The 14,100-nt window shown below is 73.7% G+C and carries 11 protein-coding genes; 5 read left to right on the top strand and 6 right to left on the bottom strand.

Annotated features, from left to right (window positions below; genetic code table 11):
* Window positions 1-205 precede the first annotated feature (205 nt).
* Entirely contained in the window at window positions 206-634 is a 429-nt protein-coding gene (locus NBZ83_RS21800; RefSeq protein WP_261564799.1) for a molybdenum cofactor biosynthesis protein MoaE, read from the bottom strand.
* Window positions 635-914: 280 nt separating this feature from the next.
* On the opposite strand from NBZ83_RS21800, the gene NBZ83_RS21795 reads away from it, so the two are divergent.
* From NBZ83_RS21795 to NBZ83_RS21785, 3 genes are all read left to right on the top strand, one after another.
* Window positions 915-2,339 carry a zinc-dependent metalloprotease gene (locus tag NBZ83_RS21795; RefSeq protein ID WP_261575699.1) on the top strand — a complete coding sequence of 475 codons (1,425 nt, stop codon included), beginning with the start codon at window positions 915-917 and terminating at the stop codon, window positions 2,337-2,339.
* A gap of 187 nt (window positions 2,340-2,526) precedes the next feature.
* Window positions 2,527-3,765 carry a ThiF family adenylyltransferase gene (locus NBZ83_RS21790; RefSeq protein WP_261575698.1) on the top strand — a complete coding sequence of 413 codons (1,239 nt, stop codon included), beginning with the start codon at window positions 2,527-2,529 and terminating at the stop codon, window positions 3,763-3,765.
* A 120-nt stretch (window positions 3,766-3,885) separates the two neighbouring features.
* Window positions 3,886-5,757 (top strand): AarF/UbiB family protein, encoded by a 1,872-nt coding sequence (locus NBZ83_RS21785; protein ID WP_261575696.1) that lies wholly within the window; start codon window positions 3,886-3,888, stop codon window positions 5,755-5,757.
* Between the two features lie 209 nt (window positions 5,758-5,966).
* On the opposite strand, the gene NBZ83_RS21780 is transcribed toward NBZ83_RS21785, so the two are convergent.
* From NBZ83_RS21780 to NBZ83_RS21765, 4 genes are all read right to left on the bottom strand, one after another.
* On the bottom strand, window positions 5,967-7,487 hold the full coding sequence (locus NBZ83_RS21780) for an alkaline phosphatase family protein (RefSeq protein WP_261564804.1): 1,521 nt from the start codon (window positions 7,485-7,487) through the stop codon (window positions 5,967-5,969).
* A gap of 127 nt (window positions 7,488-7,614) precedes the next feature.
* The gene (locus tag NBZ83_RS21775; RefSeq protein WP_261556935.1) at window positions 7,615-7,902 is read right to left on the bottom strand and encodes a WhiB family transcriptional regulator; all 288 of its coding nucleotides are present in this window, start codon (window positions 7,900-7,902) and stop codon (window positions 7,615-7,617) included.
* Window positions 7,903-8,008: 106 nt separating this feature from the next.
* Window positions 8,009-8,368, bottom strand: coding sequence for a glycerate kinase (locus NBZ83_RS21770; RefSeq protein WP_261564805.1), 360 nt, complete (start codon window positions 8,366-8,368; stop codon window positions 8,009-8,011).
* A gap of 135 nt (window positions 8,369-8,503) precedes the next feature.
* On the bottom strand, window positions 8,504-10,708 hold the full coding sequence (locus NBZ83_RS21765; protein WP_261564807.1) for an ATP-dependent DNA helicase UvrD2: 2,205 nt from the start codon (window positions 10,706-10,708) through the stop codon (window positions 8,504-8,506).
* A 95-nt stretch (window positions 10,709-10,803) separates the two neighbouring features.
* Here NBZ83_RS21765 and NBZ83_RS21760 point away from each other — a divergent pair, with 95 nt between their 5' ends.
* Together NBZ83_RS21760 and NBZ83_RS21755 are read left to right on the top strand one after the other, a co-directional pair.
* Entirely contained in the window at window positions 10,804-11,043 is a 240-nt protein-coding gene (locus NBZ83_RS21760; protein ID WP_261556932.1) for a mycoredoxin, read from the top strand.
* Window positions 11,044-11,156: 113 nt separating this feature from the next.
* Complete coding sequence (locus tag NBZ83_RS21755; protein WP_261564808.1) at window positions 11,157-12,632, top strand: ANTAR domain-containing protein; 1,476 nt, start codon at window positions 11,157-11,159, stop codon at window positions 12,630-12,632.
* Between the two features lie 131 nt (window positions 12,633-12,763).
* Here the strand turns inward: NBZ83_RS21755 and NBZ83_RS21750 are convergent.
* Window positions 12,764-14,100, bottom strand: a 1,337-nt coding sequence (locus NBZ83_RS21750) for a M16 family metallopeptidase (RefSeq protein ID WP_264763651.1), incomplete at its 5' end; no start/stop codon positions are given.

The raw sequence follows: 14,100 nt of genomic DNA, 5'->3' as shown, positions 1-14,100 counted from the left end.
GGTATCGGGCGGGCGAGCGCGGCCATGCTGCGCCGGTAGCCCGCGATGGTGATCATGGCTTCGGAGGTGCGGTCCGGCCGGCCGCGCAGGGCGACCCACACGGCCGTCAGGAGCAGGGCGACGGGGGGGATCAACAGGAACCACATAGGAGCCTCGACGTCGAGACGAGTAAGAAGATGACTTATTTCTATCGTAGGTGCCCCGCTCAGCAGGCGCCTACCCATTCAGCCGCGCCATCGGTGAAAATCTGGTGTTTCCAAATCGGAACCTGCTCCTTGATGTCATCGATCAGACGACGACAGGCGGCAAATGCCTCTGCTCGGTGGGCCGCGCCCACCGCCACGACGACCGCGGTCTCACCTACCCGGAGGTGCCCCGTACGGTGGGCGACCGCGATCGCCCGCACCGGCGCGCCGGCTGCCACCTCGGCGGCCACGCGTTCGATCTCGGCGGCCGCCCGCGGATGCGCCTCGTAAGCAAGCTCGGCCACCCCGCGGCCGGAGTCGTGGTCGCGCACGGTGCCCACGAACAGCGCAATCCCGCCCACATCCGGGAGCAGGACGGCGGCCATGCATTCGTCCACCGACAACGGGGTGTCACGAATGTCCGCAAGCACGACCCTGGCCGGGGCCACGGCGCCGGGCTCGGTGCCGGGGCCGAGATCGCGGTCGAGATCGTGGTTGACATTCGTTGCCGACTCCCCCTGCGCCGGGGCGGGCCCAGCCGCCCGGGCGGTCGCGCGCGCCAGGGCACCGGCTGATGGGACGGGTGCGGGAGAACGCGTCGAGTCCACGTCTACGACCGTAACCGGCCACGGCGGGCTCCGTTTCGCCCGGCGGGCAGAAAACGCATTACCGTGGGTTCATGTCCCAACCGCGCGTGCGACGTACCGCTTCCCGATCAGGCCACGTCCGATGAGTGGCGACTTCCCGTTCGGCTTCGCGTCCGCCGGTGGCGGCGAGGAGCCCCGGTCCCCCTTCGGCGGCGGCGCGCCGTTCTTCGCCGAGCTGGAGCGGCTGCTGTCCTGGCAGGGCGGTCCGGTCAACTGGGAGCTGGCTCGGCAGGTGGCGGTGCGCTCCCTGGGAGACGGTGAGTCGAGCGTTCCCATGGGCCAGCAGCACATGGCCGACGAGGCGCTGCGGATCGCCGATGTCTGGCTCGACCCGGTGACGACCCTGCCTGCCGGCGCGACGACCGGCGCCGCCTGGTCGCGAGTCGAGTGGATCGAGAAGACGCTGCCGGTCTGGCGGACCCTGTGCGACCCGATCGCCACCAAGGTCGTCGAGGCCATGCGCACCGGCATCTCCAGCGGGCTGAGCCAGCTCGGCGGCGGCGGGGTAGAACTGCCCAGCGAGCTGCGCGATGCCCTGCCGCCCGGCCTCGACCTCAGCGCCCTGATGGGGGCCGGTGGGCCGATCATGCAGATGATGAACCAGGTCGGCGGCATGCTCTTCGGCGCGCAGGTGGGGCAGGCGATCGGCACGCTTGCCGCGGAGGTCGTGTCGTCGACCGAGGTCGGCCTGCCCCTCGGGCCGGCCGGGACGGCCGCGCTGGTCCCGGCGGGGGTCGCCGCGTTCGGCGCCGGGCTGGAGATTCCCGAGGACGAGGTGCGCATCTACCTCGCGCTGCGGGAGGGCGCCTCCACCCGGCTGTTCGCGCACGTGCCCTGGCTGCGCGCCCACGTGCTCGGCGCGGTCGAGGAGTACGCCCGCGGCATCGCGGTCGACACCGAGGCCGTCGGCCGGGTGATGCGGATGGTCGACCCGACCGCCCTGATGAACCCGGAGCGGCTGTCCGAGGCGCTCGGGGAGGACGTCTTCGCCGACGCGACCACGCCCGAGCAGAAGGCGGCGCTGGCCCGTCTCGAGCTGATCCTCGCCCTCATCGAGGGCTGGGTGGACCACGTGACCGATGCCGCGGCCACCGGTCACCTGCCGGCCGCCGGCCGGCTGCGCGAGATGGTCCGGCGCCGGCGCGCCGAGGGCGGGCCCGGTGAGCAGACCTTCTCCACGCTGGTCGGGCTCTCCCTGCGCCCGCGCAAGCTGCGCGAGGCCGCCGCGTTGTGGGCGGCGCTGGCTGAGGCCCGCGGGCGGGAGGGGCGCGACGCGCTCTGGGCGCACCCTGACCTGCTCCCCACGGCGGCCGACCTGGCCGCGCCGGACGGCTTCGTCACCGGCGCGTCGGCCAGCAACATCGACGATCCGATCGGTGAGATCGAGAAGCTCCGCGACACGCCACCCGCAGAGGGCGGCGGGAAACCCCGCGGCGGCCCCACGGACAAGCCAGACACCCCCGGTGATTCGGGCCCCGGCGATTCGGGCCCCGGCGCCGCCGGCTGACCCTGGCGTCAGGCACGCTTGGACCAGACACGATCCACAGGACCGTCCACAGGCTCTCCACAGCCGACGACGCGCTCTCGCGTCCCGTCGGACCCGCGTGGCACGGTGGGGATCAACCGGCCGATCGGCCGGTTCGTCCTGATCCGTGTCCGGTGGCTCCGGCCGCCGGCGGACCTGCGGAGGATCCATGCGCCCGATCCTCAAGCCGGGCCTTCGTCGGCTCTGGCACAACGGCTCCACCCTGCAACTCGGCATCGACCCGGCTCGGGCCGTCCTCGTCGCCGGCCTCGGCCCGTCCCACGCGGCCCTGCTCGACGCCCTCGACGGCCGGCGCACGCTCGAGCAGGTCCGCCTCGACGGCGGCGCCGCCGCGTGGGACCTGCTCGATCTGCTCAGCGGGGCCGGCCTGCTCGACGACGCGGCGCCGCCCCCGGGCACGACGCCGCTGCCCGCGGCCGACCGCGACCGCCTCTCGCCCGACCTCGCGGCGTTGTCGGTCCGCTCGACCGATCCGGCCCGCCCCCGCCGAGTGATCGCCGCGCGGCGCACCGCGCGGGTGCTCGTGCGGGGCGCCGGCCGGGTCGGCGCCCAGATCTCGACCCTGCTCGCCGCGGCCGGAGTCGGCCGGGTCGTCGTCGACGACGCGGAGATGACGACGGCCGCCGACGTGTCTCCCGGCGGGCTGCGCCTGGATGACGTCGGCCGGCCCCGGGCTCTCGCCGCGGGAACGGCGATGGCCCGGGTGCGCCGCCAGACGGACCGCAGCCCCGGTCCCGGTGCGGCCGCAGGCGCGCGCCGGCCTCCCTCGATGCGCGATGACGGACCGGGGATCGACGTCTTCGGCGCGGACCTGATCGTGCTGGCCCCGGTCGGGCCGCCGACCGTCGCGCCCGGCGCCTGCCTCGACCTCGAACGCGGCGGGACCGCGCACCTGCTGGCCGGAGTACGCGAGACGACAGGGATCGTCGGCCCGCTCGTCGTGCCGGCCGTGACGGCCTGCCTGCACTGCCAGCACCTGCATCGGCACGCTCGTGACCCGGTCTGGCCGATGCTGGCGATGCAACTGGTCCGCCCGCGCACCGCCGGCCACGACCCGTGCGAGATCACCCTCGCCAGCCTCGTCGCCGCGCTCGCCGCCATGCAGGCGCTGGCCTTCCTGGATCTCGCCGTCCCGCCCGCTCCAAGCCCCGGCCCGGGACCTCGCCAGTCCGACAACTCGGACTTGCCACCCGCAATCGCAAGCACCGAAGATGAGATGTTCGACACACCAAGTTTCGCTCCGAAGATCCTTCCGATAACAGCGGACGGGACGTTGGAGCTTCCCCTGCCGGACTGGCGTATCCGCCGGCGCAGCTGGCCGGTGCACCCCAACTGTCCCTGCCGCACCGCCCGAACTGCGGCGCAACAGGCCGACACCGATGCCTGAGACCCTGCTGCCGAAGGCCACCCACCAACCGAGCCGCCCGGGCTCGGCCGTGGCAACCCCGCCGAGGCTGTTACCCACGGCAAGCACCCCCCACGCCTCGGAACAGGGCACGATAGAGCGGTGTCCGACATCCCTCGGCGGGCCGTCGTCCGCACCGCCAAACTGGCCACGCTCCCGATCGGAATCGCCGGCCGAGCCACGCTCGGCGTCGGCAAACGTCTTGGGGGCCGTCCCGCGGAGGCCGTTGCCTCCGAACTTCAGCAACGCACCGCCGCGCAGGTCTTCCGCGTACTCGGGGAGCTCAAGGGCGGCGCGATGAAACTCGGTCAGGCGCTGTCCGTGTTCGAGGCGGCCCTGCCCGACGAGGTCGCCGCGCCGTACCGGGCCGCGCTGACCAAGCTCCAGGAGGCGGCGCCACCGCTGCCGGCGTCCGTGGTGCACCGCGTCCTCGCCGAGGAGCTCGGGGCGGACTGGCGGTCGCTGTTCGTCGAGTTCGACGACACGCCGGCCGCGGCGGCGAGCATCGGCCAGGTCCACCGGGCGGTGTGGTCCGACGGCCGGGCCGTCGCGGTGAAGGTGCAGTACCCGGGGGCCGGGCCGGCCCTGATCTCCGACCTCACCCAGCTCGGGCGGGCAGCCCGGCTGTTCAGCGCGGTGACCCCGGGGCTGGACATCAAGCCGCTGGTCGAGGAGCTCAAGGCCCGGATCACCGAGGAGCTCGACTACCGGCTGGAGGCGGCGTGGCAGTCGGCCTTCGCGCAGGCGTACGCCGACGACCCGCACATCGTCGTCCCGCGCCCGCTCGCCGGCTCCGACCGGGTGCTCGTCAGCGAGTGGATCGACGGAATCCCGCTGTCCGCCATCATCGCCGACGGATCCGCCGAGCAGCGTGACGCCGCCGGCCTGCTGCTCGTCCGGTTCCTGTACTCGTGTCCCGGGCGGGTCGGCCTGCTGCACGCCGACCCGCACCCGGGCAACTTCCGCCTGTTGCCCGACGGCCGGCTCGGCGTGCTGGACTTCGGCGCCGTGAACCGCCTGCCCGGGGGGCTGCCGGCGCCGATCGGCCGGCTGGCCCGCCAGACCCTGGCCGGCGACGCGGACGCGGTCGCCGCCGGCCTGCGCGACGAGGGGTTCATCCCGCCCTCGGCCGAGATAGACGAGGACGACCTGCTCGACTACCTCGCGCCGATGCTGGCGCCGATCGCCGACGAGGAGTTCACCTTCTCGCGAGCGTGGCTGCGCAAGGAAGCGGCACGCCTGAGCGACTGGCGTTCCGCCGCGGCGCAGCTCGGCCGCCAGCTCAACCTCCCGCCGTCGTACCTGCTCATCCACCGGGTGACGCTCGGCGCCATTGGGATCCTCTGCCAGCTCGGCAGCACCGGTCACTTCCGCGCCGAGATGGAGCGCTGGCAGCCGGGATTCGCCGAGCCCGGGTCCGCGGCCGCCCTGGCCGCCGAGGAGGCCAACCGTCCGGACCGGCCGTTGCCCGTCCTGGCGGTCCGAGACGAGGCCGGGGTCATCCGGCCGATGCCCGGTCCGGTCGTGCTCCCCGGTGCCCCGACCGGCGGCCGGATCCGCCGAACCACCAAGGCCGCGAAGACCCCGAAGCCAGGACGCGCCACGAAGCCGGAGCGAGCCACGAAGGCGCGGGCCGATCAACGGATCGACCAGCCGACCGAGGCCGCGACGAGGGGCGACGAGCCGCGACGCGCTCCGGCGACCCCGCGGGCCAGGAAGCCTGCCGGTGACGCGGCGCCCAAACCCACGCACGAGACCGACGCGGTGCCCACGCAGGCCGAACCCGCCGAAACGAGCCGGTCGCCGCGGCCATCACGGCGCGCCACAAAGCCCGTTGTCTCCCCGGCCGACCCCCCGATCGCACCCGCAGCGGCCAGCCCGCGACGCGCCGCCGGCCGGGTACGGGCGGCAGCCCCCCCTCGCCAGGCCTCCCGGGGCGAAGCACCATCGGACCCGGTCACCGCCGAGGATTGACGCCCGCGTCGACATGGCCGAAGGCTTCGCACCGGCGGAGGCGCTCCCCCACGCGTCCGCCGCGGAAGCGCGAACCGTCGCCCGCTCCGCGGCCGTCCTGGACGGCCGCGGCGGTCAGCCCGCAGATCCTGCCGCCGACGACGGCAGGCACCGCCCGCGCGTGGGCTCGCCGATCTGTCGCGGGCGGCCACGAGGACCTGGTGCGCACGTTAGGGGGCGGCGATCCCGACGGCGGACTCGCCGAGGTACAGGAAGCCGTAGCCCTCGTCGCGGAAGCGGACGCCGGCGGCACGCAGGGCGTCACCCCAGTCGCCGCGACAGGCCGGGTCCGCCGCCTCCGAGCCGTGGTCGGCGGTCAGCAGGATCGCGGTCTCGGCCAGCAGGCCGCGTTCGACGAGCAGGTCGAGAAAGCTGCCCAGGCGGGCGTCCGCGTCCCGCAGCGCGGCGCGGGACTGCTCCGAGTAGGGACCACCGCCGTGATGGCCGGTATCGGTGATCGTGGTGTTCCACCACATGACGTCGGGCGGGGTCGTGCCCGGCGCCCACAGCTGAACGACCTGCGCGAGGCCCAGCGCGTCGACCCGGGTGGACCAGGCGTAGTCGGGGTTCTCGTGGACCCAGCGCACGCTGGCGTGTGGGTCGCCCTCGGCCGGCGGCAGGTAGTCGCCCATGTCACCGGCGCCGCCGGTGTTGCCGGCCGCCCGGACCAGGCCGAACGTCGAGTAGTGCGCGCCCCGGTCGACGGGCTCGTTCACGCAGGCGCTCACCGCGCCGGGGCGCTGGCGGGCAACGGCCTCGAAGAACGTCTCAACGCCGTCGCGGAGCTGCTCGCAGGCGGCGTGCCAGGTCTTCACGTCGTTGACGATCACCTGGCGACCGGTGGCTCGATCGAAGTAGACGTTGTGCAGGATGCCGTGCCGTCCCGGTCCGACGCCGGTCAACGCGGACGTGTGGTTGGTCAGCGTCACGCTGGGGAACTCGGCGATCGCCCCGCCGGCCAGCGCGGTCCCCTTGGCCAGCAGGCGGGCGACGTTCGGCAGTTCGCCGGTCTGGGCGAGGTGCAACAGGTCGTTGCTGTTGGCGCCGTCCCACAGCAGGCCGACGACGTGGCGCGCGCCCGGACCGGCGAGGCGGGTCAGCGGCGTGCCCTCGGCGGCGGGCATTGTCACGCCGGCGAGCGCGGCGAGGGTGGGCCCGACATCGATGATCCGCGCCGCGCCGGGCTGCAGCCCCCGGGTCCGCACGCCGGGGCCGGACAGCACCAGCGGGGCGCGTGACTGCCCGGCGTTGAGTGAGCCGTGCTCGCCGAGGTGCCCGCCGCGTTCGGGCCAGTAGTGCCGCGGGGTGTGCACGACGATGAGGTCGGGCGACCTGGTGGCATCCCCGAAGGCGGACAGCAGCCGGCGGCCGGCGTAGGGATAGGAGTCGCGTTCGTTCGGCGGCGACGGATCCGTCAGCGCCGCGGCCAGGGGAACCCCGTGCATCGGGTCCTGGCAGGCCAGCGGGTGCCGCCCGTGGCGAACTTCCCAGGGACCGTCCGGGTCGGTCACCGGCAGCCGGGCCGAGCCGTCGGCGTTGGCCACATGGAGCCAGCCGGCGTCCACCCAGGCGGCGAGATCCACGATCTCGGCCAGTTCGGGACTGGTGAGGGCGGCGACGGCGAGAGACAGGTCGTCGGCCCCGGCCGATCCCGGCGCCACGCCCGGCGCCGTTCCCACTCCGGTCGACATCGGATATACACGCTCGCTGCTGGGCACGCCGGAACAGTACCGGTGCCGGCGGGAGAACTGGAAGAAATCAACGGCCAACGGTGGCGGGCGGGACGCCGACGAAACGGTGTCCCGCCCGCCGCGCCTGTCAGGCCGCGACCTCCTCCGGACGCACCTTGCGCGGCCGGCCCCGGGGCCGCTTGCGGGGCACGACAGCGCCGGTCACCACCAGCTCGCCGCCCCACACCCCCCAGGGCTCGGCCCGGCCAAGGGCCGCGGCCAGGCATGCCACCCGGACCGGGCAGGTACGGCAGACCGCCTTGGCGGTCTCCACCTCCGCCGGGGACTCAGCGAAAAACATCTCAGGATCGACGTCCCAGCAGGGCAGGACGAGCCGATCCCGCTCGATCCGGGAGCCGATCGAGTGATCGAACACCGGTGTCACCTCCGACACGGGTAGGTCTTCGAGCGGTTGGAAGAAGCGAAACGACAAAGGCCGCGATCCCCATGGGGATCGCGGCCTCGGCGTCGGCTCCGCGGAGCTAGTCCGGGAGCGGAGCGCGAGTGGATCCCAAGATGAGGTGACGGTCTGCGTGCTCGGACGCCTGGGGATCGGCGGACGCCGGGTTCCAGGACATGGGGAGCCGACGCATCGGCTCGCCGGCCGGACGCACGGCGATCGTGGTGAACCCGCCCCGACCAAGGGTCGAACCCGAGATGGCGGCGGGCGCACCCGTCCCCTGGCCCCGGACCCCGCTGCCATGGCAGGCCGTCAGCACACGGACATCTGCCGTCAGGACGGCGCTGACCGTGCTGTCGGCGCCCATGGCCGCCGAGCCGGGCAGATAACCCCACGGACGGGCGATCTCGGTGCCGGCTTTGTTCATCAAAATGCTGAGCACTGCGAGATCACCTCCTTCTCGGGGAGCCGTTGAGCGCGACCACTTCCGGGCGTGCACCAGGCGTCGTGGGTAACCGTAGAAGGTCACCACGCGAACCTCAACTTATTTTCTGTGTCGCGCTCCGGACACCCGTGGTTACGGAAGGCCGCGGGCGGGCGTCGCCGGCGGAGTCCGCCCGGCGACGAGATCGAGCACCGCCTGCCCGTAGCGGTCGAGCTTGACCTGGCCGATCCCGGGCAGCTGGACAAGCTCCGCGACCGAGCCCGGCCGGCATTCGGCGATCGCCTGCAGGGTCGCGTCAGTGAAGATCACAAAGACGGGCATGCGCAGTTCGCGCGCGGTCGCCGCCCGCCACGCCCGCAGCCGCTCGTACAGCGCGCCGTCGACGTCGCCGGAGCAGCCGTCGCAGCGCCCAACCCGGGCCTGGGCGCCGGTCAGGGCCCGCCCGCAGACCCGGCAGCGCACCGCCGAGCGCCCCCGGCTCGGCCCATCGCCGGCGCCGGTCCCACCCGCTGCACCGCGCTGCCCCTTCGCGCCGACGGCCCCTTTCGTGCCGGCGGAACCAGCGCCACCCCGCCCGTCGGCGGTGGGGCCGAGGCCACGGCGCACCGGCCGCAGGTCGTCGAGGAACCGGGACGGGCGCCGCGAGCGCCGGCCGTCGGCGCGGGCCAACGCCCAGGACAGGATGAGGTGGGTACGGGCCCGCGTCACGCCCACGTAGAGCAGGCGTCGTTCCTCGGCGATCTGCTCGGCGGTCTTCGCGTGGACGAGCGGCAGCGTGCCATCGGCCAGCCCCACGAGGAAGACCGCGTCCCATTCCAGGCCCTTCGCGGCGTGCAGCGTGGACAGCGTCACTCCCTCCACGGTGGGCTGATGCTCGTGGGTGACGCGATCGCCGAGCTCGGCGACGAACTCGGTGAGGTCCGCCTGCGGGGAGCGGGCGGCGAGGTCGGTGGCCAGCCGATGCAGGGCGGCGAGGTTCTCCCACTGCTCCCGCTCGGCGCCGGACCCCGCCGATGGCCGGTCCGCCCGCCAGTTCAACGCGCCGAGAATGTCGGCGACGGTGTCGGCGAGCCCGTCGGGCCGATCGGTGTCGGCCGAGCGCAGAGCGGCCCGCAGCAGCCGCAACGCCGCTACCACCTCGGTGCGGGCGAAGAACTTCTCACCGCCGCGCACGAGGTAGGCGATGCCGGCCGCGCCGATCTCGGCCTCGTAGGCCTCCGACTGGGCGTTGATCCGGTACAGCACGGCGATGCGGCTGGCCGGCGTTCCCCGGGCGATCAGTGTGCGGATGCGGCTGGCGACGGCGGCGGCCTCGTCCGCCTCGCTGTCGCACTCCAGCCAGACCGGCGGCGGGCCGTCCGGAGCCGCGGCGACGAGTCGGGTGCCGGGCGCCGCCTGCACGAGCCGGTTCGCCAACCCCACGACCTGCGGGGTCGACCGGTAGTCCCGCACGAGCCGGACGAGGGCCGCGTCGGGGTAACGGCGCGGGAAGTCGAGCAGGTAGCGAGGCGTGGCGCCAGCGAACGAGTAGATGGTCTGGTGCGGGTCACCGACGACGCAGAGGCTGTCGCGCTCGCCGAGCCAGGCCTCGAGCACACGTTGCTGCAACGCGTTGACGTCCTGGTACTCGTCGACGACGAGGTGGCGGTACCGGGCACGGACCTCGGTGGCGACGAACCCGTGCTCCTCGATCATCGCCGCGGTGAGCAGCAGCAGATCCTCCATGTCAACGACGCCGGCCTCCCGCTTGACCTCCTCGTACGCGGCGTAAAGCCGGGCGATGACCTCCGCCGGCATGGCGGTCTCCCGGCCGCTGGCCGCCGCCATCCGGGCGTAGTCGCCGGGCGCGACGAGGCTGGCCTTGGCCCACTCGACCTCGGCGGTCAGGTCCCGCAGTTCGGCGCGGTCCGTCCGCAGCCGCAGGCGCCCCGCGGCGCGCATCATGTTGGGGATCTTGCTGGATTCGGGGCGGGGCAGTGGCCCACCGGCCACCGCCGGCCAGAAGTGCTGCAACTGCCGCAACGCCGCCGAATGAAAAGTGCGCGCCTGCACCCCGGGCACACCCATGGCCCGCAACCGGCCGCGCAGCTCCCCCGCCGCCCTGGTCGTGAAGCTCACGGCGAGGATCTGGCCGGAGCCAACCCCCCGGTCCACGACCATGTGGGCGATTCTGTGGGTGATGGTGCGCGTCTTGCCCGTACCGGCACCGGCGAGGATGCAGACCGGCCCGAGGGGGGCATCGGCCGCGGCCCGCTGCTCAGGATCGAGCTCGGCCAGCAGATCCCCGGCCGCGGGCGAGGCAGCGGCCCGCGCGGCGGGGGCAGGCGATCCGGACATCCCTCGACACGGTAGTCCCCGCGCTCATCGGGAAGCGCCGCAGGCGCGACACTGTTGAACCAACCGTTGCGTCCCAGTGGCTTGGAGGCCCATTCGTGCTCACGATCTACACGACTTCCTGGTGCGGGTACTGCGTTCGACTGAAGCGCCAACTCGACCAGGCCGGGCTGGAGTACACCACTGTTGATATCGAGAACGACCCGACAGCAGAGCAACTTGTCCGCGATGCCAACAACGGGAACGCGACCGTACCGACCGTGCTCTTTCCCGATGGCACTGTGATGACGAACCCGAGCGTCCGCCAGGTCACCGAGAAGGTCACTTCTGCCGCATAACGGATACGTAGAGCAACAACATCCCGGGAGTTCTTACCTTCCCACCGCACACGCGGCCGGCTCGTGGGACGGTGTCCGTCACTGCCCGTGAAGTTTGTGGGAGAGTTCGGCTTGTGTCGTCAGTACCTTCAGAACAGGCGTGGAGCACCGTCGATGCCGCGCTGCGGGCCGCCCGTGCCCTGAACCGGATGGAGACAGCCTGTTTCGTCGTGGTATCTGCGACGACGACGAGCTATCTCCGCGTGACCGGAGCCTTCGCCGATCTCGGCGAGGGAACCCACTATCCCCGGGCGGACAGCATCATCGCCCGGATGCTCGACGGTGCGCCCACGGCGGCGGCCGGGGTCGGCCCGGGACATCCCGCGGCCGACACGGCCGAACATCGCCTGCTGGGGGTGCGCAGCTATCTCGCGATGCCGGTGATCCCTCCGGATGGTCGACTGCTCGGTTTTCTCGTCGGCCTGGACCGCGACGAGGTGGCCGTGTCCGCCGACATCCTGGCCCTGGTCCGGGCAATCGCCGACGCCCTGGCGGCCACGGGTGACATCCCCGCGCCGTCCCCGCCGGCGGTCTCGCTCAATGGACCGCGCCCCGGGGACCATCGGGAGGCGGCTGTCGACCCCGGCAACGGCGGCAACGGCGGCCATACTTCGGTCGAACCGCCGGGCAACGGGTCCGCCGCAAGCGGGGACGCGACGCGCGACGGTGACGGATCCGGGTCACCGGGCGGGGAAGCCGCGCAGGAGGCTGCCACGGCATCCCCGCCACCGTCCTCCGGCGTGCCCAGCGCGCCGGAGGGTGCCACGCCGGGGCCCGAGGACAGACCGGAGCCGGCCCCCGCCACCTCGGCCGCTTCAGCCATCCCGGCCGCCCCACGGCCGCCCGGCCGGGTGCCGTCGCCGCAGACCGTTGCGCGGGTGGGCCGCCCCGGGCCGCCCGGCCGGGCCGGGCCGCCGCGTCCTACTCCGCCGCCCGTTGTTCCCGGCGGCGGCACCGGACCCGTGGGGACCGGCGGCGCCAGGCCGGCTCCCGCCGTCCCCCGACGTTCCACCGCGGACATGCGGCTGCGGCGGACGCCCGCCGGCTGGGTCGTGGAGGGTCCAGGGCCGGAGGTGCGCCCGGTCGGCGATCTCATCTCCGCGATGGTTCTCGCCGACCTGTTGGCCGAGGACCTCGCCCCACCCGGTCGCCCGCGCCGGGCGGAGCGTGATCTCGGCGAGATCGAGCAGCTACGGCTGTCCGTCGTCCAGCTCGAGCACGCCCTGGCGTCCCGGGTGATCGTCGAGCAGGCCATCGGCGTGCTGGCGGAACGCAATCAGATCCGGCCGCGGGAGGCGTTCGAGCGGTTGCGGCGGACCGCACGAGGCATGGGCCGCCGAGTCCATGACCTGGCCCGGCAGGTCGTGGACTCGGTCGGGGACCCGCGAGCGGTGCTCCCAGGGGAGCTCGGTGGCCGGGGCGGTCCCGCTGGCGCCGGTCCCGCCGGCAGTGGCAGTCCCGCCGGCAGTAGCGGTCCCGCCGGCGCGACGCCGGAGTCGGGCGGCGCGCCCCGCCCGACGCCACCGCGGTCCACCTCCGGCCGGCACTGACCGGCCGGTAGACCTGGTAGATCCGACAGATCCGGCGGGCGCCGGTCGACACCCGGCTGCGGCGCCCGCCGGGCGAACGCGCGGCGCTGCCCGAAGGCTGACGTGCCTCGCGCTCGACCCGGCAGGCGGCGTCAGGAGTCGATCAGTCCGAGCGCCCCCACGGCCTTGGTGATCTTGGATTTGTCGCCGACGAGCACCGTGACCAGCCCGGTGGGTGCCAGCAGGTCGGCCGCGACGGCCTGGACGTCGGCGGCCGTCACCTCGGCCAGCGCACGCGGGTGGTCGCGCAGGTACTCCACGCCCATGCCCACGCCGGCAAGCGCCGACAGCGTCGAGGCGAGCCCCGCGGCGGTGGCGCTGCCGATGGCGAGCGTGCCGACCGCGTACTGGCGGGCCGCATCGAGCTCGTCCTGCGTCGGCGGCAGGACCGCCAGCCGACCGAGCTCGTAGAGGATCTCCAGCAGAGCCGGGCCGGTCACCTCGGTGGCGACGTCCGCGGCCACGGTGAAACGCGATCCGACCTGGTAGTGGTCGATCGAGCTGCGAGGCGAGTACGTGTAGCCCTTGTCCTCGCGGATGTTGTTGACCAGCCGGGAGCTGAAGTACCCCCCGAAGATCGTGCTGGCCAACCGCTGCGCCGGGTAGCCGGGGGTGGATCGGTCCAGCGCCGCCCCGCCGAGGCGGATGTTCGTCTGCACTGCGCCGGGGCGGTCCACGATGACAATCGGGCCGGTACGCAGTTCGGGCAGCGGTGGCGCGCCCGCCGCGGGCCGTCCCGACCAGTCGCCGAGCGCCGCGGAGACCGCGTTCAGTGCCCGCTCGGGCGACACGTCGCCGACGAGGGTGAGGATGGCCCCGGCCGGCGAGACCCGCTCGGCGTGCAGGGCACGCACGTCCGCCGGGCCGACCTGCCCGACCACGATCGGGTCGGGGATGCCGATGGCGTAGGGGTGGTCGCCGAACAGCCGTCCGAGCAGGGCCTCGCGGGCGATCACCGCGGGCTGGCTACGGGCGACCGCGGTGTCCTCGACGATCCGCTCGCGCTCGCCGGCAACCTCGTCGTCAGGATAGGTGGCGCCGAGCAGCACGTCCGCCATGATCTCCAGCAGCGGCTCGAGGTTCACCGCGAGCGCGGAGCCGACGACGGCGAGCCGGTCGCTGTCGACCCCCGTGGACAGCGAGCCGCCGAGCCGCTGGACCTCGGTGGCAAGCCCCACCCGGTCGAGCCGCCTCGACCCGGTGAACAGGGTATCCGCCAGCACCTCGGCGCGGGCCTGATGCACGGGCCCGAGCCCGGCGAACGGGATACGCAGGCGCACCTCGACGATCGGCACCCTGCCGCGCTCCACCACCAGCACCCGCAGGCCATTGCCGAGGGTGCGGTCGGTGACGGCTGGCAGCGCCGCCGGCTCGGTCGGCCGGACGGCGGGGATCACCCCGGCCGGTGCGGCCGGGGTGGCCGGGGTGG

The organism is Frankia gtarii, from assembly GCF_025403375.1.
Taxonomy (GTDB): Bacteria; Actinomycetota; Actinomycetes; order Frankiales; family Frankiaceae; genus Frankia; species Frankia gtarii.
Note: the sequence above shows the minus strand (reverse complement) of the source record. Positions and strands in the feature narration are given on the sequence as shown.

Coding starts and splice junctions, on each gene's coding strand:
- NBZ83_RS21795 (WP_261575699.1), top strand. CDS start 915: ATGAGTGGCGACTTCCCGTTCGGCTTCGCGTCCGCCGGTGGCGGCGAG.
- NBZ83_RS21790 (WP_261575698.1), top strand. CDS start 2,527: ATGCGCCCGATCCTCAAGCCGGGCCTTCGTCGGCTCTGGCACAACGGC.
- NBZ83_RS21780 (WP_261564804.1), bottom strand. CDS start 7,487: ATGTCGACCGGAGTGGGAACGGCGCCGGGCGTGGCGCCGGGATCGGCC.
- NBZ83_RS21765 (WP_261564807.1), bottom strand. CDS start 10,708: ATGTCCGGATCGCCTGCCCCCGCCGCGCGGGCCGCTGCCTCGCCCGCG.